Annotated in this window: 18 protein-coding genes and 3 pseudogenes; 18 read left to right on the top strand and 3 right to left on the bottom strand. The window is 67.2% G+C overall.

Annotated elements, in window-relative coordinates:
• Positions 1 to 243: 243 nt before the first annotated feature.
• The 3 genes from K9S39_RS43185 to K9S39_RS36350 all read left to right on the top strand — a co-directional run bounded on the left by K9S39_RS43185 (position 244) and on the right by K9S39_RS36350 (position 3,718).
• The gene (locus K9S39_RS43185) at positions 244 to 480 is read left to right on the top strand and encodes an HNH endonuclease (RefSeq protein WP_406708074.1); all 237 of its coding nucleotides are present in this window, start codon (positions 244 to 246) and stop codon (positions 478 to 480) included.
• A 126-nt stretch (positions 481 to 606) separates the two neighbouring features.
• A complete protein-coding gene (gene ltrA / locus K9S39_RS36355; RefSeq protein ID WP_248867575.1) occupies positions 607 to 2,025 on the top strand; it encodes a group II intron reverse transcriptase/maturase in 1,419 nt (472 codons plus the stop codon).
• A gap of 532 nt (positions 2,026 to 2,557) precedes the next feature.
• The gene (locus K9S39_RS36350; RefSeq protein WP_248867574.1) at positions 2,558 to 3,718 is read left to right on the top strand and encodes a tyrosine-type recombinase/integrase; all 1,161 of its coding nucleotides are present in this window, start codon (positions 2,558 to 2,560) and stop codon (positions 3,716 to 3,718) included.
• Here K9S39_RS36350 and K9S39_RS36345 read toward each other — a convergent pair.
• Positions 3,666 to 3,812 (bottom strand): annotated as a pseudogene (locus K9S39_RS36345) (peptidase C39 family protein); the annotation flags it as partial. The gene K9S39_RS36350 and the pseudogene K9S39_RS36345 overlap by 53 nt on opposite strands.
• A gap of 388 nt (positions 3,813 to 4,200) precedes the next feature.
• Between K9S39_RS36345 and K9S39_RS43180 the strand changes: the two are divergent.
• Entirely contained in the window at positions 4,201 to 4,374 is a 174-nt protein-coding gene (locus tag K9S39_RS43180) for a helix-turn-helix domain-containing protein (RefSeq protein WP_406708183.1), read from the top strand.
• A 420-nt stretch (positions 4,375 to 4,794) separates the two neighbouring features.
• Here K9S39_RS43180 and K9S39_RS36340 read toward each other — a convergent pair whose 3' ends face one another.
• Positions 4,795 to 5,715, bottom strand: a complete 921-nt coding sequence (locus K9S39_RS36340) for a phosphorothioated DNA-binding restriction endonuclease (RefSeq protein WP_248867573.1) — start codon at positions 5,713 to 5,715, stop codon at positions 4,795 to 4,797.
• 415 nt (positions 5,716 to 6,130) lie between these two features.
• On the opposite strand from K9S39_RS36340, the gene K9S39_RS36335 reads away from it, so the two are divergent.
• The 14 genes and pseudogenes from K9S39_RS36335 (at position 6,131) to K9S39_RS36270 (ending at position 24,430) form a co-directional block, all read left to right on the top strand.
• On the top strand, positions 6,131 to 6,409 hold the full coding sequence (locus tag K9S39_RS36335) for a hypothetical protein (RefSeq protein WP_248869115.1): 279 nt from the start codon (positions 6,131 to 6,133) through the stop codon (positions 6,407 to 6,409).
• A gap of 175 nt (positions 6,410 to 6,584) precedes the next feature.
• On the top strand, positions 6,585 to 7,925 hold the full coding sequence (eccD, locus tag K9S39_RS36330) for a type VII secretion integral membrane protein EccD (RefSeq protein ID WP_248867572.1): 1,341 nt from the start codon (positions 6,585 to 6,587) through the stop codon (positions 7,923 to 7,925).
• A gap of 62 nt (positions 7,926 to 7,987) precedes the next feature.
• Entirely contained in the window at positions 7,988 to 9,166 is a 1,179-nt protein-coding gene (locus tag K9S39_RS36325) for a MinD/ParA family ATP-binding protein (protein WP_248867571.1), read from the top strand.
• Positions 9,167 to 9,201: 35 nt separating this feature from the next.
• Positions 9,202 to 13,172, top strand: a pseudogene (gene eccCa, locus K9S39_RS36320) (type VII secretion protein EccCa).
• 82 nt (positions 13,173 to 13,254) lie between these two features.
• Positions 13,255 to 14,673: a DUF6177 family protein gene (locus tag K9S39_RS36315; protein ID WP_248867570.1), complete on the top strand. Its 1,419-nt coding sequence runs from the start codon at positions 13,255 to 13,257 to the stop codon at positions 14,671 to 14,673.
• 187 nt (positions 14,674 to 14,860) lie between these two features.
• On the top strand, positions 14,861 to 15,193 hold the full coding sequence (locus K9S39_RS36310) for a hypothetical protein (protein ID WP_248867569.1): 333 nt from the start codon (positions 14,861 to 14,863) through the stop codon (positions 15,191 to 15,193).
• Positions 15,194 to 15,243: 50 nt separating this feature from the next.
• Complete coding sequence (locus K9S39_RS36305) at positions 15,244 to 15,555, top strand: pore-forming ESAT-6 family protein (RefSeq protein WP_248867568.1); 312 nt, start codon at positions 15,244 to 15,246, stop codon at positions 15,553 to 15,555.
• Positions 15,556 to 15,682: 127 nt separating this feature from the next.
• On the top strand, positions 15,683 to 16,123 hold the full coding sequence (locus tag K9S39_RS36300; RefSeq protein WP_248867567.1) for a DUF6507 family protein: 441 nt from the start codon (positions 15,683 to 15,685) through the stop codon (positions 16,121 to 16,123).
• Entirely contained in the window at positions 16,120 to 18,909 is a 2,790-nt protein-coding gene (locus tag K9S39_RS36295) for a hypothetical protein (protein WP_248867566.1), read from the top strand. The genes K9S39_RS36300 and K9S39_RS36295 overlap by 4 nt, the downstream gene beginning before the upstream one ends.
• A gap of 17 nt (positions 18,910 to 18,926) precedes the next feature.
• Entirely contained in the window at positions 18,927 to 19,781 is an 855-nt protein-coding gene (locus tag K9S39_RS36290) for an immunity 49 family protein (RefSeq protein WP_248867565.1), read from the top strand.
• Between the two features lie 67 nt (positions 19,782 to 19,848).
• Positions 19,849 to 20,163, top strand: a pseudogene (locus K9S39_RS36285) (transposase); the annotation flags it as partial.
• Between the two features lie 306 nt (positions 20,164 to 20,469).
• Positions 20,470 to 20,946 carry a hypothetical protein gene (locus K9S39_RS36280; RefSeq protein ID WP_248867564.1) on the top strand — a complete coding sequence of 159 codons (477 nt, stop codon included), beginning with the start codon at positions 20,470 to 20,472 and terminating at the stop codon, positions 20,944 to 20,946.
• A gap of 59 nt (positions 20,947 to 21,005) precedes the next feature.
• Positions 21,006 to 23,420, top strand: coding sequence for a tetratricopeptide repeat protein (locus tag K9S39_RS36275; RefSeq protein WP_248867563.1), 2,415 nt, complete (start codon positions 21,006 to 21,008; stop codon positions 23,418 to 23,420).
• A 92-nt stretch (positions 23,421 to 23,512) separates the two neighbouring features.
• Positions 23,513 to 24,430, top strand: a complete 918-nt coding sequence (locus K9S39_RS36270; RefSeq protein WP_248869113.1) for a DUF5655 domain-containing protein — start codon at positions 23,513 to 23,515, stop codon at positions 24,428 to 24,430.
• A 93-nt stretch (positions 24,431 to 24,523) separates the two neighbouring features.
• On the opposite strand, the gene K9S39_RS36265 is transcribed toward K9S39_RS36270, so the two are convergent.
• The gene (locus K9S39_RS36265; RefSeq protein WP_248867562.1) at positions 24,524 to 25,273 is read right to left on the bottom strand and encodes a DNA-methyltransferase; all 750 of its coding nucleotides are present in this window, start codon (positions 25,271 to 25,273) and stop codon (positions 24,524 to 24,526) included.
• Between the last annotated feature and the right edge of the window lie 122 nt (positions 25,274 to 25,395).

The following is a 25,395-nucleotide window of genomic DNA, read 5'->3' as shown; positions in this document are numbered from 1 at the left end:
AAGACGCTGGGGCACAAGAACAAGCTCAGCGTCAATAAGATCTGGAACCGTTTCCGGGCGACTTGGCAAACTCCTGGAGGTCCTCGCAGAGGGCTACAGGTCACAGTCGAACGTGCCGGAAAGAGACCGCTGGTCGCCCGTTGGGGCGGGGTACCTCTGGCGCGCAGGACCACGAGGGTAATCCTCAGAGACGAACTCCCGGCTGTATGGAGACAGCGACCAGCGGAGCTCATCGACCGGCTCATGTCCAGTCGCTGCGAGCTCTGCCGAGCGCATACAGACGTCGAAGTGCATCACATTCGACGTTTGGAAGATCTCCCTACCCGGGATCAGGCTGAACAGCCTGAGTGGGCACAGCGGATGGCATCACGTCGCCGCAAGACCCTCGTAGTCTGCCGCGACTGCCACGGTGAAATCCACAATGGACGCACCGACCGGCAGGGCTCGCGGAATTGGGCACTGGAGAGCCGGGTGCGGTGATAAGTCGCATGCCCGGTTCGGGAAGGGGCCGTCGGAAAAGGACCCCGCTGGGGCACCTCGCCGGCGGCCTACTTCACGGGGCCAGCAAGTCAGCAGTACGGACACTGGAATGCCGGGAGGACGTTGGTGAATACCGACGAACTGGAATACGCCTTACTCAAGGCGGAACGCCGGGTACTGGAGATCCAGACCAAGCTGCACCGTTGGGCCAATGACGACCCTCATCGCAGGTTCGATGATCTGCACAACCTCGTTGCCGACCCAGGCTTTCTGCTGGTTTCCTGGGATCGGGTGCGGAACAACAAGGGCACGCGCACGGCAGGGGTAGACGGGGAAACCGCCTACTACATTGAGTCCGAGCGTGGGCTGGAGGGGTTTCTGAAGGAACTGCGGGAAGATCTCAAGGCCCGCACCTTCCGTCCCCTTCCGGCGCGACGACGCGCGATTCCCAAGGCTGGCGGCAAGGTCCGCTATCTGGGGATCGCGACCATCCGTGACCGGGTGGCCCAGGCGTCCTTGAAACTGGTGTTGGAGCCAATTTTCGAGACGGATTTTCGCCCGTGCTCCTACGGGTTCCGTCCGAACCGCCGGGCTCACGATGCAGTGGCCGAGGTGCACCATTTCGCATCCCGCTCATACGAGTGGGTTGTTGAGGGTGACATCAAAGCCTGCTTCGACGAAATCTCACACTCTGCCCTTATGGACCGGGTGCGGGAACGTATCGGAGACAAACGCATCCTGGCTCTGGTGAAGGCGTTTCTGAAGGCGGGCATCCTCGATGAGGACGGCACGCTGGTGGATACCGATGCCGGAACTCCGCAGGGATCGATTCTCTCCCCGTTGCTGAGCAACGTGGCTCTCTCGGTCTTGGACGACCATGTCGCCCAAGGGCCAGGTGGGCCCGGAGCCAGCCCGTATGGAAGGGCCAAGCGACGCCGACAAGGTCTGCCGAACTACCGCCTTGTGCGGTATGCAGACGACTGGTGCTTGCTCGTTTCGGGCACCGAGGCGCACGCCGAAGCCCTGCGGGAAGAGCTCGCAGGGGTCTTGTCCACGATGGGCCTGCGCCTCTCTCCGGAGAAGACTCTGATCACCCACGTCGACGAGGGTCTTGATTTCCTCGGCTGGCGCATCCAGCGCCACCGGAAACGAGGCACCGGCAAGCAGTACGTCTACGTCTATCCGGCCAAGAAGGCCCTGGTGGCCGTCATGGCCAAGGTGAAGACGATCTGCCGGCGGAGCACGAACCTGCCGCTCGAAGACCTGCTGCATCAGCTCAATCGGATGCTGCGGGGATGGACCGCGTACTTCAAGTACGGATGCTCGAATGCGACATTCAGCTATCTGAGGGCCTATCTCTGGAAGGAGATCGTCAGATGGCAGGAGCGCAAGCACAGGCGTGTTCCTTGGAAGGTACTACGCCGACGCTACGGCATCTGGCCCGCCGCGGATGGAGTGGAGTTGTTCGACCCGGCAAGGGTAAGCGCCAAGCGCTACTACTACCGGGGAACACGCATCCCGACACCGTGGCCGAGCACAGCATGAGGTGAACACAAACCCACGGGACTTGTGGAGAGCCCGGTGCGCTTAGCGGTGCACGCCGGGTTCGGGAGGCGACCCGGAGAAACGGGCTGGCCGCGAGGCCAGCACCGCGCTCCGGGTCGACCTCACTGTCGTATCCCCGATTCAGTCGGGAAGAATTTGGAGGGAGATTCTTGGGTCTGATGGCTTACCTCATCCGGAAACGGAGAAGGGACCAGAGAATGCCAGGAAATCGGTGACCGGGCTCAGGTATCGGAGACGGGGTATCGAGGGACCCGCGTGACACGGTGAAAGCTGAATTGCCTGAACCCTAATTCCCAGGAGACTGAAGGTCGAGTCCGTCGGAAAGATACCTGAAACCGGCGCCGTGCTCTGCGACGGGGTGATGGAAGACCCGGCGCAACCTTCGGAGCATGGAGCGATGCCCAGCGAGGGCATTCAAGTTGCCGCGTAGCCAAATCATCAACCCGAGCCCACATTTGGCGCGGCCGGAATTCCGAGCTACAACTACACACCCTGGCGGGAAGACTCGTCGGTGACGCTCGGACGGATTGGCACGGATTTGGCGACGGTAGTAGACAAAGGCGTTGGTGCGCCCGGCAAGCGATGGCTCGTTCGGTACCGGGAGCCCGGTGGGCGTAGCGCTCGGCAGCGTGAGAAGTCGTTCGACCGCAAGAAGGACGCGGTGGATTTCGCCACCAAGATGGAGAACGACAAACGGGAGAACAGCTACGTCGATCCTTCTGCCGGCAAGGTGTCGGTGCGGCGCTATGCGGCCGACTGGCTCGCTCTGAAGCCCATGGCGGCCGGCACGGAGGAGTCCTACGAGCGCATCATGCGTCTTCACGTCCTCCCCCGGCTGGGTAAGAAGGCCATCTCCCAGGTCACTGCGGCCGACGTGGAGGAGCTGTACGCGCTCTGGCGTCGGCAGGGCGCGATGCCCAACACGATAGATTCCCGTCGCATTGCTCTGTCGGGGATGTTCTCTCACGCGGCTCGTCACAAGAGGATCCGCGAGAATCCGGTCAAGCAGGCTGAGAAGCCTGCCAACCCCGTCATGCAAGTGGATGAGAGGACGCTTCCCAGCTTCGACGAGATTTCAGCCTTGGCCAAAGAGATTGGACCACGCCTGGAGCCTGCTGTGTGGCTCATGGCGTGCTGTGGATTGCGTATCGGCGAGTCGCTGGGAGTCTTTCCAGAGGACATCGTCGACGGCACGTTGCGTTGCCGGCGGCAGGTTGTGCGTATCAAGAATTCCTCAGGCAAGTACGTTGCCCTCTACGCTCCCTTGAAGCATCGAAAAGAGGGCGAATGGCGCGATATACCGGCGCCCGCCGCCCTGGAGCCGATTGCCGAAAGGCTGCCCATTCGGAATCAGGCTGGAGGCATGACCTACCGGGATCTTTTCCGTAAGTCCTGGGACCGGGCACTGAAACGCCTCGGCCTTCCCGACTACAACCCGCACGACCTCCGGCACAAATGGGCCACCGTGACCCTGAGCAACGGTGTGCCCATCCACGAGGTGTCGCGGTGGATGGGCCACAGCTCGATCAAGATCACGGTGGACCGGTACGGCCATCTCACCCTCGACGGCAGTGACCGCTGCCGTCAGGTCATCGAGGCCACCTTCGGGGTACACATGCTCAGCGGATTCCCAGCTCCGCGAGTGCGCGGTGCTGAGTTGGTGCTGGCTTAGCCGGGAAGTAGAGGTAGCAGACGCCTCCCGTACCGCTCGTGACCTGGCCTTTTTCATCGTAGCGCTTCGTCCGCAGCCAGATGTTCTCGAACTGGGATGCGGGGCATTAGCAGACGCGGGACGGGGTGGCAAACGTGCAGGTCAACGGCTTGCGCTGGTTCGCTCCGAACGAGCACAAGCTGGGCCGTGCTGAGTTCGTGCTGACTTCCGCTGCCGTCCATTCCGGTCCGGTCGGGGGCGTTGTGCTGAATCGGTGCTGAGTTTCGGCGTTGACGGGCGTGCGTGCGCCGACACGCCGCGGCCGGACACGCCCGCTCCTCACAACGCGCCAGCGGACAACTCTGGTGGGTTGCCCCCCCAGGAGTCACCATGACGACCCGCGAGTGCCGGCAGTGGTCTGCGGAGCCGTTTGGTACGGCCGGAATGCGTCCTTATCGTGTCGCACTCCCTACCTACGGAAATGGATCGCTGTGAACCAACCGATGTGGACCGTGCCGACCCTGGCAGACTTTCTCGGGAAGCCCGTCTCCTGGGTTTACGACAATCACGAGAAGGAGGCCATCCCCAGCTTCCGTGTGGGGCAACAGCTACGATTCCTGCCGAGCGAGATAAATCGATGGATGGAGAACAACTGCCGCGAACGAGAGGCCGCATGAACGTCAAGTACAAGGAGACGGCGCGGGGCGGGCTCGCGGTGAACATCATCGAGTGCTGAGGAAACAGGCCCTGACCAGCGCGTTTGCTTCTTTCAGCGCTGTCAGGGCCTTCCCTGCTTACCCGGCGGGAAGGCCCCGAAAAGTCCCCGGGACAGGCTTGAAAGTCCCCGAAAAGTCCCCAGGAAGTCCCCGGAAAACTGCGTCGCCAGCGTGATCGACAGCCCGTTGGGAACGTCTTGATCGCCCCATCGCCCTGGCGGAATCCGGGCCTGAGACCGGTGCCACGAATCGTGGGGTGATCGTGTTGGCTGGTGCGGCTATCAGCTGCTTGATGACGCAGGTCAGAGCGTTGTGACGTGGTCCACGATCTCGTGCGAACCGGCATGTGCTGCCGTCCGCTCAGGCATGGTGAACCTCCTGTCACGTGGGGTGCACGGGCCTGCCCACGGGTGTCCGGGGTTTGCCGTGGAAGACCTGCCGAACGTGCCACTCGCGGTGTTGTCTCGCGACCGGTGGGACGCCCGGCTGCGGGCCGATGACCGGCCGGCCAGCGAGGGCAAGCACGTGCTGTCGGCTGGCCGAGCTACGGCCAACGAAACGTTGGGAGACAAGGATGCGGTGGTCGCCTCCGAGGCCCATGACCCCTTTGTCGAAGAGCTTGTGGTGCAGCGAGCACAGGCACAGGCCGTTGTCGACCTCGTCCGGCCCGTCGTGTGACCACCAGCGCACATGCGCGGCCTCCAGCCCGACCGTGCTTGCGCCGAGCGCCCCGTCGTAACCACAGAACGCACACTGGAACTCATAGGCGGTGAGTATGAGTTCACGCATCCGTCGATCACGTTGCCGTCGGGCTGCGACCTCCGCGCCGTTAACGGCCCCGGTCTCGGCAAGCTCCATGTCGAGACCGACGGCTTCGCACAGATCCACGTGCAGGGACGGCGGGAAGTGGGTGTCCAGCAGCACTCTGACGAGCCGACCCAGCAGCGACGGCTCGACTGCGAGCGCAGCCCGCAGGCCGGGCGCAAGCCGGCCGATGGCTCCGCTGGAGCGAAGGACCCGGACTCCGCTGCCGGGGCTCCCCGGCCCCTGGTCGGTCCTGACCTCCCACACTCCATCGCTGGCGAGGTGGTGGAAGGGGTATGCGGGCGTCGTCGGGTGCGATGGTCCGTACTCGGCAAGCAATCGCTTGAGCTCATCCTCAACCGCGCTGTACCGCAGTTCGCTGTCGGCATCCCGTTGATAGCTGCCGAGGGCGTACAGCAGCAGCAACGGCTTGTGCGGAGCCCGGACGTCGTTGTTCGTCCACCGTCTCAGCTTCGCTACCCGATCAAGCCAATCCATAAGCCGCAAGGGTAGTTCTCATTACGGCCGTCGCATCACCTTTGGTTGACCAGCCGAGACAGGAACAGATGCCCACGAGGAGTTGATGGTCTGGCGGCAGAGTGCTGGATGGAGGTCGTACTGGTCGAGGCCGTTACTCACGCCACGCATAATGCGCAGCGGGACAAGGCAGGACGTCCCTGCGCGGGATCTGTGGCCAGGCCGTAGCCGACAGCTTCCGCGTGTGGGGCGGAGCGATCAACTGGCCGCTGTCCCGGGAGGACCGTGTGCTCGGCGAGCCGACTGCGCGGCGGAAGACTCGAAAGTGCGCCATCATGCTGGAGACCTCGGGGTGACGGTCGACGCGTGGCCACCGGTGGTCAGGGTTCATCCGCCGTGGCTGAGGCGGCGGGCGACTGAGGTGACGGGCGAGGAAATGGTGCGGGATTACGACAGTCAGCTGCTGGAGTCGGTGGCAGTTCGCCGACGCAGGTTGCGGGATGCCCTGTTGTTCGGTGCACAGCGGGGGCGTCGCACTGCGGACGAGCGGCTGGGGAAGGTTTTCGCGGGGATCGCGATCACGGCTGTCCTGTGCGCGGGGTGCGTGGGGTGGTCGTTCCTACAGCACACGCTGGCGACGCAGAAGGCTGAGCAGGAGAGGCAGCAGCGTCAGGTGCAGCAGTACGAGCAACCGACGAGGTCGGCGAAATCCTAGAAGTTCGCGGATCGGATTCGGACAGAGTGTGCGGCATTCCTGGGGAATGCGCGAAGAGCTCCCCGTGGCGGGAAGAGGGTTCCCTGACCCGGGGCCAGGGTGGAAGCATGTCCAGCTTGGCCAAGGAGTTCGTCAACACCGCGATGATAGGTTCCGGTAAGTGGTGAGTAGAGCAGTGAGTTCCCGGGCGCAACTGAGCCGAGTGACGTTGGTCGGCGAGCGGCGCCGGGCCGATGTCGTCCTGCTCTCCGATACGCCGATAGGGCAGCTGATTCCAGATGTCCTGCCGTTGCTGGGTGATCGGACCGGATCGCGGCCGGTAGCTCGGCAGTTGATGACGTCTGACGGATCTGTCCTGCCGCACGACAGCACGCTGGCGTCAGCGGGGATATCTGACGGCGCTGTGCTCCGGCTCGTGACGACGCATTCTGCGCCGCCGGCTCCCGTTGTGCACGACGTCACGGACCAGGTGGCTGACGACCTCGACTTGCGGGCTTGGCGCTGGCGTCCTGCTGCGCGCCGGGCCAGTGCGGGGGTGGCGACCGTCGCCTTCGCCGTGATCGCCGCGCTGCTCGGCCGCCGTGAGTTCCCGCTGGGCGCCCTGGTCGGTGCGCTGTCAGCTGTATCGCCTGTGCTCCTGGCGGCCGGTGCGCTCGTCGCCAAGGTTGGGAAGGGAAATCGGGGGCTGGCGACCGCGCTCTTGGTCGCTGCTGGCGGGCTTGGTGTTCTGGCGGCGTGGACGGCTGCCGATGCGTTCGGCTGGCCGGGCACCGCGCGGCTCGCTGCCGTGGCGGGCGCGCTGGTCGTGGCGCTTGTGTTCCTTGGGTACTTCTCTCCGCTGGGCAAGGGTGGGCTGGTTGGTGCGGTGACCACTGCCGTGTTCGCCATTGTGTGGCAGGCGGTTGCCGCGGTTCAGGGGGATCCGGCCCGGCTCGGTGCCGTGATGGCGGTCTTCTCTTTGGTGGTGCTCGGTGTGCTGCCGCGGCTGGCTCTGATGGCGTCGGGGCTCACCGCGCTCGATGACAGCCGCTCGGGCGGCGTCTCTGTCAGCCGTCACCAGGTGGGCACTGCGCTTGCGGCGACGCACCGCGGCCTTGCCCTCTCGACGATCGTCACTGCGGTATCGGCAGCCGGCGCTGGCTGGCTGCTCACGCTGGCCGAGACGCCGACCGTATGGACCGTGGTGCTGGCGGCGCTCGTTGTCGTGGTGCTGGTGTCGAGAGCGCGAGCGTTCCCGCTGGTCGCTGAGGTTGTTGCGCTCTTGGCTGCCGCGGCGTGCCTTGTGGTGCGCCTGGTGATGTGGTGGACGGAGCATGCGGAGGGTGTCGGACCGCTGGCTGTGCTGTGTGCGGCCGCGGTGCTGCCGTTGGTCGTTTTGGCGGTGCAGGTGCCCGAGCATGTGCAGGTGCGGCTGCGGCGCATGGGCGATCTGGTCGAGTCCGTCGGCATGGTGGGGCTCTTCCCGCTCGCCTTTGGTGTGTTCGGTGTGTATGGGCAGTTGCTCAACCAGTTCTGACAGTTCTGAGTCGATGTGCCGGCGCTCCGGGCGGGGCAGCAGGTTGGGGGTGAGGAGCGGGTATGCCGAACGGAGACGGCTGGCAGGGTGATGTGCTGCGCGACCTGAGGAGCGGCGCCCAGCAGGGGGCTCAGGGCCCCAGTGGGCAGGCTTACAGCGCCTCCGCGTCGCGTCCGGAGCTGTCTTCGCAGGGCACCCAGACGCCGGACGCCGCACATGGCGGTGGCGCGCCACAGCAGGCCGGCTACCCGTATCAGGGGCAGGAGCAGCAGGCCCCGGCCGCGTATGCCCCGGGTCCTCAGCCCCAGAGCGCTCCCGGCTCCCGCCCTGTGGTGGACGAGGGCCTGGCGGGTGCGCTACGCAGCAAGCCGCGGCACGGCGAGTCCTTCGCGGCGCGTGCCACACGTGCCCTGCGCCGTACGCTCTCCTCGTCAGCCGCGCGCGAGGTCGCCGAGATCACCCGCACCGCTGCGGTGCTGCAGCAGCCGGTGACGACGGGTCGGCAGATCGCCATCACCTCCATCCGGGGCGGGTCCGGCAAGTCGACTGTTGCCGCGCTGCTGGGAACCACGTATGCGCACTACCGGCAGGATCCGGTCCTGTTCTTGGAGGCCGATCCGGCGCTCGGCTCGCTGCCGCTGCGGCTCGGCGCCGGGAGCCGGCGCTGGACGACCAGCGATATCGCGGACATCGTCAAGGCGGACATGTCGCTGCTCGATGTCACCGGCTATCTCGTCCAGCTTCCCGACAATGCCTGGTTGCTGCCTGCGAGCCAGGGGCAGATCGGTGTGATGCTGGACAGTCGGGCGTATGAGCGGGCCGTGGTGGCGCTGCGCCGCTACTTCGGTGTGATGATCATCGACTGCGAGACGTTGCCCGCCGAGGTCGCGCGGGTCGCGCTCGCCGCCGCGCATGGCCGTGTTCTGACCGCGCCCGCCACGCCGGAGGGCGTCACCAGTACGTATGCGGTGCTGCAGTGGATGCAGGGGCTCCCCCGGCATGTGATCGCCGGCACGGTCGTCGTGCTCACCGAATTGGTGCCCAACTCCGGGCTCGATCTTGACGCAGCTGCCCAGGGGCTCAAGTCCACCGGGGCAAGCGTCCAGGTTCTGCCGTATGACCGGCATTTGGCGGCCGGTGGCGCAGTCCATACGGAGTTGCTGGCTCACCCGACCAGGGAAGCCGCTGCCCGCCTCGCCGCGGACGTTTTCCAGCTCTCCCTCTCCCAGAAGCGTCACTGACCGATGCCGAGCCCGATCGTGAATGACGGACGACGATGAGTACCCGACTGATACACCGCCCGGCCCGGACCACCCGTCCTCCGGCCGCCTCCGAGGCGCGCGTCATCGAGGCCCCGCCCAACCTCCCCGAGGGGAAGGCGGGCAACATCGCGATGTCGCTGCTGCCGGTCGCCGGTGTCATGTCGTCCGTGGTGATGATGACGGTAGTGCGCAACAGTCAGTTCGCCGCGCTCGGCGCGATCATCCTCGTCGTCACCGTCATCGGCTCCGTCGTCCTCGTCTTCTCGCAGCGCGGCAAGGCCCAGCGCACCCGCCGCACCCAACGCGAGGCGTACCTCGCCTATCTAGAGGACTTGCGCGAGGAGCTCGCTGCCGAGGAACGCGAGCGGCGCGAGCGCGCCGATGTCCTCAACCCGCCGCCTCCCGCTCTCTATGACATCGTGCGTGATCCGGCTCGCCTATGGGAGCGCCGCCGGGTCGATGGCGACTTCCTGCGTGTGCGGGTCGGTACTGGCGAGATGCCCGTACGGGATCTGCAGATCGCCGAGCAGGGGTCGTCAGTTCTTACTCCGCCTGACCGTTTCATGCTCAATGAGGCGTCGGCGCTGATGGCGCGCTTCCGCACCGGAACCGAACTCCCCCTTACCGTTCCGCTTGACCGCGTCGGCAATGTCAGCGTCATCGGCCCTCGCGAGGACTGTCTGCGCGTTGTGCGCGCCTTGCTCATCCAGGCTGCTGCCCTGCATGCCCCCGATGACGTGGCAGTGGGGCTCGCGGTGCCTGGGGATCGGCTCACGGAATGGGAGTGGGCCAAGTGGATGCCGCATCTGCTCGACACAGAGCAGTTCGACGGGCCCGTCGCCGCCCGCCGTATCGCCCCCTCCGCGCCCCAGCTGGCCCGGCAGCTCGGCCCTGAACTGCGCCGCCGTGCCTCCTATGCGGCCGAGGTGCGGCGTGGCCTGTCCGGCAATGACGCGCTGTCGATGACGTCCCGGCTGCTCGTGGTCGCCGACGGCCACGGAGAAGACGCCGTGGACCTGCCGCGTCCCGACGAGGCGGTCGGGCTACGGGAGATGGGGGTCAGTGTCCTGCACCTGCTCGAACAGCGGGTCCAAGAGCCAGGGCAGATCAGCGTCCGGATCACCGTCGACGGCGACAAGGTGGTCATCGAGGACCTGCGCGAGCAGGAGCCGGTCAGCGCCCACGGCACCGTGGATGAGGTCGGCACCGCGTTCGCCGAGGGCCTGGCCCGGATGCTGGCGCCGCTGCGTCTGTCCGCCGAGTCGCTGGCGGACGCCCCCCTGACCGGACCGGTCGACTTCGCCGAGCTGCTCGGCATCGACGACATGGCGCAGCTTGACGTGTCGCGCCTGTGGGCGCCGCGCGGCGAACGTGCCTTCCTGCGCGTCCCCATCGGCATCAACGACTCCCACGAGCCGGTGTTGCTGGACCTGAAGGAGTCCTCCGAGCTCGGCATGGGCCCGCATGGCCTGTGTGTGGGCGCAACCGGCTCCGGGAAGTCGGAACTCCTGCGCACCCTCGTCCTCGCCCTGGTGGCCACCCACCCGCCCGGGGATCTCGCCCTGGTCCTCATCGACTACAAGGGCGGTGCGACCTTCGCGCCATTCGCCGACCTGCCGCACGTCGCCGGTGTCATCACCAACCTGGAGAACCAGGCCGGCCTGGTCGAGCGCGTCCACGCCTCGCTGGCCGGTGAGGTCAAGCGCCGCCAGCAGGTCCTCAAGGACGCGGGCAACATCGCCGACATCGGTGACTACGCCGCGCTACGCGCCGAGAAACGTCCCGATCTGGAGGCGCTGCCGCATCTGTTCGTCGTCATCGACGAGTTCGGCGAGCTGCTCACCGCCAAGCCGGACTTCATCGACCTGTTTTTGTCCATTGGTCGTATCGGCCGCTCGATTGGGGTGCATCTGCTGCTGTCCAGTCAGCGCATCGAGGGCGGCAAGCTCAAGGGTCTGGACACCTACCTGTCCTACCGGCTGGGCCTGCGGACTTTCTCCGCCGATGAATCCCGTACGGTCCTGGACACCACGGACGCCTTCCACCTGCCGCCCCTGCCGGGATTCGGCTACCTCAAGGTCGACACCAGCCACTACGACCGCTTCAAGGCAAGCTATGTCTCGGGCGCCTACCGCGGCCCCGTGCAACGCCCGGAGGACGAGGACAGCGGGCCGCTCGCTCTCCCCTATGACGCCCTCAACACCCGTTCCGCGGAGGAGGATGCGCACGCGCAGGAGCCTACGGTGCGGCGCCGCGAGATGGGGCCGACCGAGCTGGGCGTCATGGTCGAGCAGCTGACCCACGCTGCCGGTCCGGTGCGCCGCATCTGGCTACCCCCGCTGCCCGATGCGATAGCCCTGGACACGGTCGCAGGCCCCCTGGACGTCGGCCCGCGCGGTGTCCAACTCTCCCAGCGGCGCGGCCCGCTGGAGGTCCCGCTCGGTCTGCTCGACGATCCGGCCAGGCAGTGGCAGGGCCAGTGGTACCTCGACCTGACAGTGGCGGGCGGCCACGCCGCCGTCATCGGCGGCCCCCAGTCCGGCAAGACCACCCTCCTGCGCACCCTCGTCCTCTCCCTCGCGCTGACCCATACCCCGCAGGAGGTCGGTGTCTACGGCCTCGATCTGGTCGGCGGAGGACTGGCTGCCCTGTCGGGGCTGCCACACGTCGGCGGCATCGCAGGCCGCGCCGACCGCGAACGCGCCGCCCGCACCGTCGACGAAGTACGCACCATGCTCGCCGCCCGGGAGGACCTCTTCCGCCAGCACGGCATCGACTCCGTCGAGCAGCTGCGTACCCTCCACGCCGCGGGCCGGCTGCCGCAGCTGGCGCCGAGATCGTCCTCGTCATCGACGGCTTCGGCGCACTGCGCGACGACTTCGAGGACCTCGACGACGACATCGCCGACATCCTCAAACGCGGCAGCGGTTACGGCATCCACGTCGTCGCGAGCATGCTCCGCTGGAACGACGTCCGTATCGCCGTCCAGTCGAACTTCGGCACCCGAATCGAGCTACGGCTCAACGACCCCAGTGAATCCAGCATCGACCACAACCTCGCCAAGACCCTCTCGCCCGACGAGCCCGGCCGCGTCCTGACTGACAGCAAACTCTTCGCGCAGGTCGCACTTCCCCGCACGGACTCCCTCGCCGACACCGCAGACCTCGGCGCGGTCCTGGAGCGAGCAGCCAAGACGGTTCGCGCCACCTGGAGCGGCGAGGTCGCCCAGCCGGTACGCGTGCTGCCACACGTCCTGGAGCCCCACCTCCTGCCAGGCCCAGCCGCCGAACCCCAGCGAGTACCAATCGGCCTGGACCAAACGAGGCTCGAACCCGTGCTGCTCGACCTGTTCCAGCATGACCAGCATCTGCTGATCATGGGCGACAGCGAATGCGGCAAGACCAACCTCCTTAAGACCATCGCCCACGCCCTCATCGAGCGTTACAGCGAGGACGAGCTGGTCTTCGCCGTCATGGACCCCCGACGAAGCCTGCGCGGCGCGATCCCCAAGGAGTTCAACGGCGGCTACGCGTACAACGCCAAGCTGTGCGCGGGCCTAGCCACCGGTATCGCCACCGTGCTGGAGCAGCGGCTGCCCGATGATGCCGCCGGCCTCCAGGATCTGGAGCAGGGCAGTTGGGGCGGCGGACCGCGGATCGTCGTCCTCGTCGACGACTACGACGTGCTCACCACCGCCGGCCAGGAACCCCTGGCCCCCTTCCTGCCCTACATCCCCTCCGCGGTCGACATCGGCCTGCACTTCGTCCTGACGCGCCGCGTCGCAGGCGCCTCCCGCGGCATCTACGAACCCCTCGTCCAGGGCCTGCGCGAGACGGGATCCTCAGCCCTCCTCATGGCAGGTGACCGCGGCGAAGGCCAGCTGTTCCCCGGGGTGTACGCCTCCCAGCAGCCGCCGGGCCGCGGTGTCCTCATCCGCAGGGGCACGCCCAACCGCCTGATCCAGACTGTGTTCTCCCCGCAGTGACCCACTGGCGACCGCTTCCGCACACGCCAGCTTCACGACACGTACGGCTTCCATGCCACGAACGACGAAGGACCGACGACCCATGACCAAGGACGTCATCGCCCTCACCCAGCGCATGCCCGGCCCATCGACCATGCTCGCGGGCCTGCTCTCCGGAGGCCCCGACAAGCTGGTCGACACCGCAGGCGAAGGTGCCGTCATGCGCCTGTGCGACGACGAGGGCCGACCACTGGTATCCGTCGAGTCACCACTGCTCGTGCAAGTCGCCGGCGAGGCCAAGCGACTGCTGGGAGCCACGGAGCCGCCGGTTCCGTACTGGTGGACCGAGGCCCGCGCCACCACCGGTGTCGAAGAAGCCGAACGCCTCGCGGGTACCTTCGCGGCCCGGCTGGCCGCTTTGGCCGATGGCTCCGCCTGGCCGCCACAGGCCGCGCAGTCCCTGGCCGTGGTGAAGACCGACGGTATGAGCATCGCGCCCACGCCCGCCGCCGACCAGCCCGCCGTCGACGTTCTCACCGACAAGGTCGCCGTCATCATCCAGGACCGCCCGGTGGTCGCCATGACAGCCTGGCTCCAGGACGCATTCCGCACCGCCGCAGGCGCCGAACTGGGCCTGCAGATCGTCACCCCACCGGGAACCACACTCTCCCCGGCCGTACTCCACAGCCTGAGCAACTGGCCCTGCCGCTGGGTCGTACGCGACGAGCGGGACGGCTACTACGACGGACAGTCCGGAGCCGTACTGCGCTGGCAGGACGGCATGTTCGCACCGGTAGCGGCGGCCGACGCGACCGCTGACGACCCCCGCACCCCGGTGGCCGCCTCCTACCAGGAAGTCACGGACACCGGAGAGCGTCAGCTCGCTGTGACGTTCCGCACGGCCCACCCCGCAGACGAGCGTCTGGTCCTTGGCGGCGCACTGGAGTCGATATGGCGCGAACTGACCGGCGAGCCCCCGGCCGGCTGGGGTACCGCCGAGCCCGCCAACCTCCCCTGGTCACTGCGCCAGATGACCGACATCGCCTACGAGAGGGCGCCCGAGCCGACCTGGTTCGTGGTAGTCGGCAGCCCGGAGAAGCCGGGCCTTGCCACGGTGCGCGTCAGCCGGACGAAGGCGGGCGTGGAGAAGTACGTCACGCTGATGTTCGGCTACGGCCCCGACGAGGAGCCGCCGGTGGACTCCTTGCCCAGGGCCGCGGAGGTGCTCGCCACCCGCCACCGCCTTGTGTCGATGCTCGTCCAGGTCCGCAAAGCCCGCCGGGACCTGGCGGTGCCGCCCCGCTTCGAGGGACCCGGTGTCCCGCTGGCCTTCGTGCTCGGCGCGGAGGAGGTCCGTCAGATACCCGGCGACCGCGCCCGGAACACGCCGCTGTCCCAGCCGCCTGTCCCCCTCGGCCCGAAAACCCGCCCTGCGATGTACTACCCGCTGCCGGGCGACCCGTTGGACCTGTCGGGCTGGCAGGACTTCGAGCGCCTAATGCGACATCTGAAAGGCGCCTGAGAGCTCCCGGACCGGGGGGCCGACCTGTGGCCTCCGTACCAAACACAGCGCGGTGGCCAGGGGACGCAGACGACACTGAGCCGCTGTCACACCTTCGTCATAGCATTGGGAATGCGGATTGCAGCAATGATCCGCAGTTGATAGGCATGACCGTACATTTGATCGTCAAGTCCGGTGGGGGAACCCGATGAAGTTCGATATGGGAGCGCAGACGCTTGCAACCCTGAGGTCGAAGTCGCAGGGGTCGAGCACGGAGCTGGGGACGTTGATCCACCAGTTGGTACAGGCAGCGCAGCCGTTGGAGGGCAAGTTTAACGGTTCGGGCAAGGCGGCCTTCGACTCCTTCAAGTCGCGCGCGGACGAGATCACCACGGCGCTGGACAGCGCGCTGGCCGCGATTGTGGGCGGTCAGTCGGGCATGGAGTCGGCGTTCAGCTCGGGCGTCCAGGAGCAGGCCGATAACGCGCGGTCGCAGATGTCGGCCGCTAACTTCGACGCGGCCCGCTTCTCGGGCCGCTGACAGCCGCTTTGCGGCGCACGTACTCAAAGTCTTGGCGGGGAGTGATTGTGATGGCTGCTGGCATGGACCGGCGTTCGTACGACTCGGGTGCCTCGGCGGAGGCGCAGGGCAACATCCAGGCGATGATCGGCCGTCTGGAGCAGGTGATGGCGGCGCGTGACGCGCAGGTGAAGGCAGCGATGGCGGACTTCGCGGCGGATGGTGTCGCGGAGGAGTACCACGGCAAGGAAATGCGCTGGAACCGCGCCTCGCAGGAGGTGCGGAGCATCATCCAGCTGCTGAAGACGACGCTGGAGAAGAACGACGCGACCGCGCACCAGACGCTGGCACGCGCGAAGTCCGCGGTCGACAACATCGGCTGAGCCAGCCCAGCGCACCAGCAGGAGAAGCAGTCCTCCGCGGTGCGCCGACGGGTTGCCGGCCGCTGGGGGGACCGGCGTCACGCAGTCGTGGCGGCGGTGTGACAGAGAGGGTTTGCAGGGGGCGTTCATGGCGTCGTGGGACATTCAGCCGCAGGGTGTGCAGGGCCAGTTGAAGGTCGTCGGCACACATGCCGAAGATCTTGGGAAGGCCCTCACCACCCTGCTCACGGACATGCAGGAGGCGGCTGCGGCGGCGGGTACGGCGGTGCCGGGCTCGCAGGCCGCGGTGCGTCCGCACGGGCCGGTGGTGCCGCAGACGGCTCCGAAGTGGGTGTCGCAGAAGACATCGGTGGGGCCGGTCGGCGCGGCGCTGGCCGAGTACGCGGCGAAGAAGCGCAGGACGGATTTCAAGGCGATGGCCGATCGTTGCCAGGCCGCCGTCCTGGGCGCGGCCAAAGCCACCAATGAGTACGTCCAGGGCGATCTGGAGGCGGCCAAGAACGCCCAGAACGCCGCCCGTACCGTGCGGGTGGAGGCTCTCAAGGACTTCGGGGGGAAGAAGCAGTGAGCAACGCGCCGGTCGATCCGGCCGAGGTACCGGTCTTCACCGGGAATCTGGACCTTCTCGAAACCAAGGCGAAGGCACTGTCCCGCGGCGGCTCCACGGTCCACACCGCCGGCTCGGACGTCCACAAGTCCTTCGGCGGACTGTCCGCCTTCTACAAGGCACCCGAGGCAGAGCAGCTGTTCGCCGTCACCAAACCGGTGGCAGACAAGGCGCACGACCTGAGCGATGACATGCAGGTCATCGCCAAGGCTCTGAACACCTACGCCCGAGAGATCACTCCACTGGTCAAGCAGCTTGAGCAGCTCAGACAGGAGGCCGCCGCCTTCCGCGACAAGGAAGCCGCCGACGACGACTGGCGCGAGGACGGCGACCTGATCGAGGAGAACCTCAATCGCCGCAACAAGATCGCCGAGGTCTGGGCCGCGTTCCAGGAAGCCGAACGCGACTGCCACGCCAAGATCGTCGCCCTGGTCAACGGCAAGGCGCTCCACGCGATCGACGCCTCCCACAAGAACGGCTACGGCTACGACGCCGAAGCCCTCAAGCAATCCAAGAGCCTGCCCTGGGGCGACGCGGTCGAGGAATCCGTTTCCTGGTGGCAGGTGTGGGAGCACGCCTACGACTTCGGCAAGGGCTTTATCGTCGACGGCGTGGGGGGCACCATCGACGGCATCTACACCCTGTTCGGCGGGCACGGCGGGGATGCCGCCGGCGAGGCGTGGAAAAGTCTGGCCAAACTCTCCACCGCAGCCACGATCACCACGATCCCCGGTTTGGGCACTGCCTACTGGATGCTGCCGGGCAACATGCTCCCCTCCTGGCTGCGGGACTCGCGTACTGCGGTGAGAGACACCGGCAAGGCTCTCGTAGCCTGGGACCAGTGGGAATCGAACGGCTCCCGTGCCGCCGGCGCGGTCACCTTCAACGTCGTGACCGCTGTCTTCACCCGCGGCGGTGGTGCCGCCGTGCAGGGCACGGGCAAGGCCGCCGCGATGGCCAAGGGCCTCTCCGCCGTCAGCAAGGTGGGCAGCGCCGTCGACCCGATGGCCTACGTCTTCAAAGGCGCAGGCGCGGGCGTGTCGAAGGTCGGCGACGTGATGGCCCATCTCAAGGGCCTCGGCCACGTCGAGATCCCGAAGATCTCCGATGGCGCCTACAGCCCGCCCGAAGGCGCCGTCGAGATGCCGGACGGCACGATCCAGCTGCCCAAGGACGCTCCCATCCCGGAAGGGGCCACCAAAAACCCAGACGGCAGCATCGAACTGCCCAAGGACACGGTCACCTTCCCGCCGGACACGGTGAAGGACCCGAGCAGCGGGAAGTACATGACCGCCAGAGGCGACCTCTACAACGAGGACGGCAGCCTCTTCCAGCGCGCCGAAGACGCCCACAAGGAGAACCCCGCCTCACCCGCCACAGGCGCGGACAACCCACGAATCGAGACCCCGGCTCACCAGGAGCAGCGGGTCCCGGCCGGCGTCGGCGGACGGGGCGACGACTTCACACGCGTCGGCTCGGAGCACTCCGGTCCGGCCCATACGGGCGACAACGCGGGCCACGGCGACACCAGGCCGGGCGATCACAGCCCCAGGGGCCGCGCCGACGACCACGGCACCCCCGGCGGCCACGCCCCGGACAACATGCCGCGCAACGACCTGAACCAGACCCCCCGCGGCGGCCACACCAACTCCCCGACCACCCACGGCACCGACGCTCCGGGCGGAGGCGGCACCCACCCGGACACCCCGAGCACCGGCGGCACCCACAACCCGCTGGGCGGCCACGGACCCGGCGGCTTCGACGCCATCCCAGGCTTCGGTGACGACGCGGCCCGTGCGGGTGACGGGACGGCCCCGGCGGGCGGTCACGACGGCCAGCCGACGCACCCCGCTTCCGGGCAGCAGATGACGCCCGAGCAGGTCAAGGCCAAGCAGGACGAGTTCGTGCAGAAGGCGAACGATCCCGACAAGACCTGGTTCAACGAGTACTACCGGTCGGACGGGCACCGTCTCAGCATCCACACCAAGATCGACGACGTCGAGCTGCCGATCCTGGCGAAGGACAGCGACGGATCCTGGATCGCCAAGAACAGCCTTCCGTCCGCCGGCTCCGAGACCAAGTTCGGCCGTGATCCATTCGTCCGCGACGAGACCCTACCCGCGATCGACCACCTCGACGACGTCGCCAAGGACCGCAAGGCTTCCGTGGAACTCGCCAACGCCGAGCGCCTGCACAAGGCTTCGCCCACCGCCGATACGCTCAACGAGCTGGCGAAGGCGCAGGAGCGTTTCGACGCGCACATGACCCCGCGGTGGGGCGAGAACACCTCCAACAACACCTCGTTCTCGGAACGCCTGGGCGAGGACGCGGCGCGGCTGCACGTCGTCCCGGAGAGGTTCCCCGGCTCGGTGGAGCAGCCGCTGCCGAAGACGCCCAACGGCGCCAACATGTTCGACCAGCTGTACCGCCGTCCGGACGGCAAGTTGATGATCATCGAGGCGAAGGCGCCATCTTCCAGCCTCCTCTGGCGCAAGGGCGTCGGTCCGGCCGAGGGCTTCATGGTGAAGCAGGGCACCGAGCCGTACCTGCGGACCATCATCGCCGAGATGGAGCGCCGGCCGAACCTGAAGGTGACCGATGCCTCGGGCAAGGTATGGACGAACGCGGACCTTGCCGATGAGCTCACGAAAGCCTTGGATAGCAAGAGCCTGGAATACGCCATGGTGAAAGCCACGGACGGCGGCAGTAAGTACGCTGGGGCCGTCCTCGAATTTTTCAAGATCTGACAGGGGAGACAGTGTCCGTGATCGTGCCGCGCCAGGACTATGAGAAGGACGAGATGGCAGCGGTGGTTCCCGTCATGGAGGGGTCGCTGTCCTATTCGTTGGAGGAGATCGAGACCTCGCACAACTCCAGGTCGGGCGCGGTCATGAGGTCGCTGAACGTCGCCCTCGTCCGCTGTGTCGGGGACCCCGGTGCCGTCATGTTGGAGACCTGGGAGTCCTGGCTGCTGGCCATGCAGGTGCACTCGGCCGTCTTCGCCGCCGCCGCTTCCGACCAGGAAACGGTCACCTGCAAGATCCGCCAGGAGGAGCGCCACCTCGCCGCCACCGGACCGCAGACCTACCTCAACGCGAACAACTGGCTCAACGCCTTCTACCTCGCGGTCATCTGCCGTGAAGCAACCCGCCTCGACATGCTGGCCCGGATCCCGGTGTCCCTGCTGCGCGACTTCGGCGGCGACCTGGACGAGTACACCTACGCCTGGGTGGAGACCCTCCAGAGCTTCTGGCTCCGCCGGGACGACCTGCGCACGCACCTGGTGCGCGCCGTGGACCTGAGTGCTGCCGAGCACGCCCGCGTCGTCGACGCGGAGACGATGACCAAGCTCCGCTACCCACCGATCATGATGCTCTACCGCTACCTGCGCAACGACGCCGCCGGCTTCAACGAGGCCCTGGCCGACGCCGTCCGCTGGCACAAGGAGTACTGGACCGCCGACGAGGACCGCGCCCAGAACATCCAGGGGGTCGTAGCCCTCGCTCCGCTGGCGATCGCCTGCCTGGCGAAGGCCAACGGCATCCCGGTCGAGGTCGAGACCGACTACCTCCCCCAGGCACTGCTTGAATTCGGCTGGGAAGGCGAATTCGACGCGTAGAAGCGCCTCCGAGGTCGTTCGTGCGGGTTCGGCGGTTTTGTCGGCTGCCCGAGACGGACCAATTGACGCGGACCTTGCGCCAGTCCCACGGGACTCAGGCCGCATCAGCGGGAACATGCGGCGGCCCTACCGGTACCACCGCCGTCTTCTTCGCGTCTTCTACCTGTCTGCCCAGATCGCCGCACGCTTCTGTCCCACCTCGAAGACCTTCTACGACCGTAAGAAAGCCCAGGGCAAGAGCCACAAGCAGGCAGTCCTCGCCCTCGCTCGCCGCCGCCTCGATGTCCTTTGGGCTCTCATCCGGGATCAACGCCACTGGACTCCCCAGCCACCCCAGCCCAGTGCAGTCAGCGCAGGACGTTCAAGCCCGCCAGCGGCTTGACGAACACGATTGGGAATCAGTCACAGGTGTGACTGACTGAGCGGTTCATCTGGCGGCTGAGTTGGCGGAGCCCCCGGCTAATGGCGACGGTGGCCACCGAAGCCCCTGCGCCGCTGCGCGACCGGCACGCCCACACCAGCGACCGCGACGACGACTGGGAGGACTGAAGCCCGGGCGGAAGGCCGAGGTGCGCCGCGGGCCGCAACTGGCAGTGGTCGTGGCGCGTGTTTCCCTCACGACAGTGCGCGTGCACTGAATGCGGCGCTACCGTGCTGCGGAGATCGTCTTGGGGAGGGGAGAGCGGGGATGCTAGAGGAGGCGTTGGCGGCGCTGGCCGCGGCGGGCGGGGCGGCAGTGGTACAGGCTGCGGGGACGGAGGCGTGGACCGGGCTGCGGCAGGCGGTGGCACGCTGGTTCGGCCAGGGAGACGAGCAGCGCGAGCGGGCCGAGTTGGAGCGCCTGGACCAGGCTGCTGGCGAGCTGGAGGCAGCAGAGGAGAGGGGGGCGGAGCAGGTGCGCATTCGCCAGGAGGCGGCGTGGCAGGCCCGCTTCGAGGGCCTGCTGGAGGGCCTGGACGGCACCGAGCGTGTCCGGGCCTGCGAGGAACTGCGTGACTTGCTGGCCCAGTACACCCCCGACGGCGGGGTATCGGCGGGCGACGGCGGACTGGCTGCGGGCGGCTACGTGGACATCTACGCCGAGGGTGGGTCGATCGCGGGCGGAGTCATCCACGGAGGTGCGCGCATCAGCCACCCTCCGGCGCCGGATCCGTCGCAGGGCTGAACAGACCGGCTACCCCAAGCCCCCTCTTACCCCTCGCGGGCACCAGTACGCCGAGCAGCGTGACCGCTCACGCCGCCCACCACAGCGTGGCGATCGCCAGCGTCGGTCAGGTCGTTTACCACGCTGCGCCACGCGAGCCAGCAGCCTGGCCGCACCAGGTCGGCGCGATCCCGTCCCGGGCGCAGTCCTTCCAGCACCGCGCGGAGGCACAACGGCTGCGGGCGGCGGTCGACGGCGGCGACTCGGCCGTACTGGGGCAGGTCTTGACCGGCATGGGCGGCGTGGGCAAGACCCAGCTCGCCGCCGACTATGCCCGTACCTGCTGGGCCGGCGGCAGCCTCGACGTCCTGGTCTGGATCACCGCGAGTGCCCGCACGCCCGTCGTGAACAGCTACGCGCAGGCCGGCGTCGAACTGTGCCAAGCCGACCCAGGCGATGCCGAGCAGGCCGCGGGGACCTTTCTGGCCTGGCTGACGCCCAAGGCCGGGGCGAAACCATGCCGGTGGCTGATCATCCTGGACGACGTCGCCGACCCCGACGACCTACGCGGCCTGTGGCCTCCCCCCAGCCGGTATGGCCGAACCTTGGTCACCACCCGCCGACGCGATGCCGCTCTGACCGGTGAAGGCCGTCGCCGGATCGAGGTCGGGCTGTTCACCGAGGCCGAAGCCGTCGCCTACCTCACCGCATCCCTGGCAGCCCGCGGCCGCCACGAACCTGTCGGCCAGATCACCGCCCTAGCCCGTGACCTGAGCTATCTGCCCCTTGCCCTCGCCCAGGCCGCCGCTTACCTCATCGACTCGGGTGAGAGCGTGGCCGCCTACCGCGAACTGCTCTCCGGTCGCACCACCATGCTCGCCGACACCGCGCCCGACCGGCTCCCCGACGACCAGGCCATTCCTGTCGCCGCCGCATGGTCCCTGTCCATCGACCACGCCGACGCCCTCAACCCTGTCGGTCTGGCCCGCCCCATGCTCCACCTAGCCGCAATGCTCGACCCCAACGGCATTCCCCACGCAGTCCTGACCAGCCGACCCGCCCTCGCCCACCTCGCCCAGCACCGCACCCAAACCGGCCAGGGCCTCACTAGAGAAGGGGAACCGGTCTCCCTCCGGGATGCGGTACGAGCCCTGCGCGCCCTGCATCGGCTCAGCCTCATCGACCACACTCCCGCCACCCCCCATCAGGCTATCCGTGTCCACCAACTCATCCAACGCGCCACCCGCGACGCCCTCACTCCCGCCGAGCACGAGCAGCACGCCCGCACCGCTGCCGACGCCCTCATGGCTGCCTGGCCCGAGATCGAACGGGACCCCGCCGTCGCACAGGCTCTCCGGGCCAACACCACGGCCCTCACCACCCACTCTGAAGTGGCGATGTATCGGCCGAACACGCACGAGGCGCTGTACCGCACCGGCAACAGCTACGGGCAAGTTGGCCAGGTAGCCGCAGCTCGCGACCACTTCCAGTACCTGGCCGAAGCCGCCCACCACCACCTCGGTCCCGACCACCCCAACACGCTCGCCGCCCGGGGTTACCTCGCCCGCTGGTGTGGGGAGACAGGGGATGTGGCCGGGGCCGCCGCTTCCATCGAGGAAGTGCTGGAGCAGATGATGCGGGTGCTGGGCGGAGACCACCCCGACACCCTCACCACCCGGCACAACCTTGCCTACTGGCGTGGGGCGGCGGGCGATGCCGCAGGGGCTGCCGCTACCTTCGCCGAACTGCTGACCGACCGAGTGAGGGTATTGGGCGAAGACCACCCCCACACCCTCACCACCCGGCACAACGTCGCCCGCTGGCGTGGGGAAACGGGGGATGCCGCAGGCGCTGCCGCCGATTGCGCCAAACTGCTGACCGACCGGGTACGAGTATTGGGCGAAGACCACCCCGACACCCTCACCACCGAAATCAGCCTCGCTCGGTGGCGTGGCCAGGCGGGGAACGCGTCCGGGGCCGCCGCCGCTTTCGCCGAACTGTTGGCCGACCGAGTGCGGAGGCTGGGCGAAAACCACCCCAGCACCCTCACGACGCGACACAACCTTGCTTACTGTCGTGGCATGGCGGGGGATGCGGCCGGGGCCGCTGCTGCTTTCGCTGAACTGCTATCGGACCGAGCGCGAGTGCTGAGCGAAAACCACCCCCATACACTCGCAACGTGGGCCAACTGTGCCTACTGGTGTGGGAAGGCCGGGGATGCGGCCGGGGCTGCCGCTTCAGCCGAGGAACTGCTGGAGCACATGATGCGGGTGCTGGGCAATGACCACCCCGACACCCTCAACATCCGGGGCATCCTTGCCTCCTGGCGTGGCAAGGCGGGGGACGCATCCGGGGCCGCTGCCGCCTTCGCTGAACTGCTATCGGACCGAGCGCGAGTGCTGGGCAGAGACCATCCCACCACCCTCGCTGCGCGACGCAACCTCGCCTACTGGCGTGGCAAGGCCGGCGGCCAGGCGCAGAAAGCCGGGGCGTGATGCTCATTGGCTCCGAGATTGTCCTTCCGGAATAAATGCCTCGTAGTCTCGATTGTTCGTTCGCGGTGATCGAGGTGGAGTCGGGGAGGCGTATGAACAACTTGAAGGCGTTCAAGGTGAGCGGCGGACAGGCCACGGAGATTCCGGGCTCGTCCGTTGCGCTGGAGCGGCAGTTGCAGACGCTGATCGAGGCCAATATGGAGACGATGCTCGGCATCCGCTTCCTGGCGAGCGAGTATGCGACGGGCCGGCACCGGGGCCGGATCGACTCTCTGGGTTTGGATGAGAACGGGACGCCGGTCATCGTGGAGTACAAACGCTCCCGCGACCAGAACGTCACGAATCAAGCGCTGTCATACCTGTCGTGGATCCATGACCACCACCATGAATTCGAGAGCTTGGTCAAGGAGAAGCTCGGCGCCGAGGTGGCCGAGGCCATCGACTGGAGCAACCCCCGGCTCGTCTGCGTCGCTGGGGACTTCACGCACCATGACACGGTGGCGATCGAGATGATCGGCCGCCGTATCGACTTGGTGAGCTATCGGGTGTTCGACGATGTGCTGACCTTGCGGCTGGTAGCCTCCGTTGCCGGCGCCGCGGCTCCGGCTCGGGGAAAGGCTCCCATCGCGTCCCAAGTCTCCAGTGCGGTTTCGCCGAAGTCGGTGCAGCAGTACCTGGACGAGTCGCCGCAGGATCTTCAGGATCTGTACGCAGATCTCGACGAGGTGCTCCTGTCGCACGAGGGTGTGCAGAAGGAGCCGCAGTTGCACTACATCGCGTACCGGCGGATCAAGAATGTCGCCACGGTGCGCGTCCAGCCGCGGAACCGGTTGCTCGTGGTCAACCTGAAGCTGGATCCGGATGCCGTGGAGCTGGAGGAGGGCTTCTCCCGGGACGTCCGCGGCCTGGGCTGCCTGGGAATCAAGGACGGCGTCGAGGTACGGATCAGATCGCGCCAGGATCTCGCGCGAGCCGGTGACCTCATCCGGCAGAGCGTCGAAGCGGGCTGATCGAGAGAGTCAAGGGCGGTTGCGTCATCGGATTTCGGTGACGCAACCGCCCTTGTTCTGCGTTCTGCCCCGGTCTGCTGGGACGCGCCGCTCTCATTCCTCGGGCCCGGCGAGTGCGAAGTCGTCCTGGGTCAGGACACTGCGAAGGCGCTGTTCGGCGATGCCAGCGTAATGGTCGGAGAGCTCGACGCCGACGAAGTTACGGCCTTCCTTCAGTGCGGCGATGCCGGTGGCTCCGGAGCCGGTGAAGGGGTCGAGGACGGTGCCGCCGGACGGGCAGACCTGGACGAGCTGCTGCATGATCTCGATGGGTTTCTGGGTGATGTGGACACGGTCCTTGCGGGGCTGGGAAGCGATGAAGTGGCCGGGCAGGTAGAGGTCCCGGGTGTTGTCGAGGGTGCCCTTGACGCCCCAGAGGATGAACTCGGAGTCCTGCTTCGGGCCGCCCTTGCGGGGCCGTGAGGCCGGCTTGATCCACGGCATCTTCCCGTGCCAGGTCCAGCCGGCCATCTGCAGAGCATCGGACGTGGTGGGGTCCTGCCTCCAGTCGGAGAAGACCATGACGACGGCGTGTTCGCGGCTGGCGCGGTATGCCTCGGTGAGCAGTTCGGTCAGCCAGGCGCGGTAGGAGCGCTGGTCGCGGTTTTCGCCGGGAAAGTTGGCGAGGTCGTGGCGGGCGTCGCCGCTGGTGTACTTCGCCCGTGCGGTGCGGGCGGTGCGTTCGGAGCTGGTGCGTCCGCCGGAGTTGTAGGGCGGGTCGGTGATGACGGCATCGACGCTCTCGTCCGGGAGGGACTTGAGGACGGTGAGCGCATCGCCTCGGTGCAGGGTGTACGACGACATTCGGCGGATCTCTCTTTCCGGAAGACGGCCATGTGCACGCATCCGCGGAACGGGATATGCGTGCCAGCGCTGCCCAGGAAACTGCATAGGCGGCTGCCTGGGACGAGCAGTGGACCAGAGGT

Source organism: Streptomyces halobius (genome assembly GCF_023277745.1).
GTDB classification, from domain to species: domain Bacteria; phylum Actinomycetota; class Actinomycetes; order Streptomycetales; family Streptomycetaceae; genus Streptomyces; species Streptomyces halobius.
This window is presented reverse-complemented; position numbering and strand designations above follow the sequence as displayed.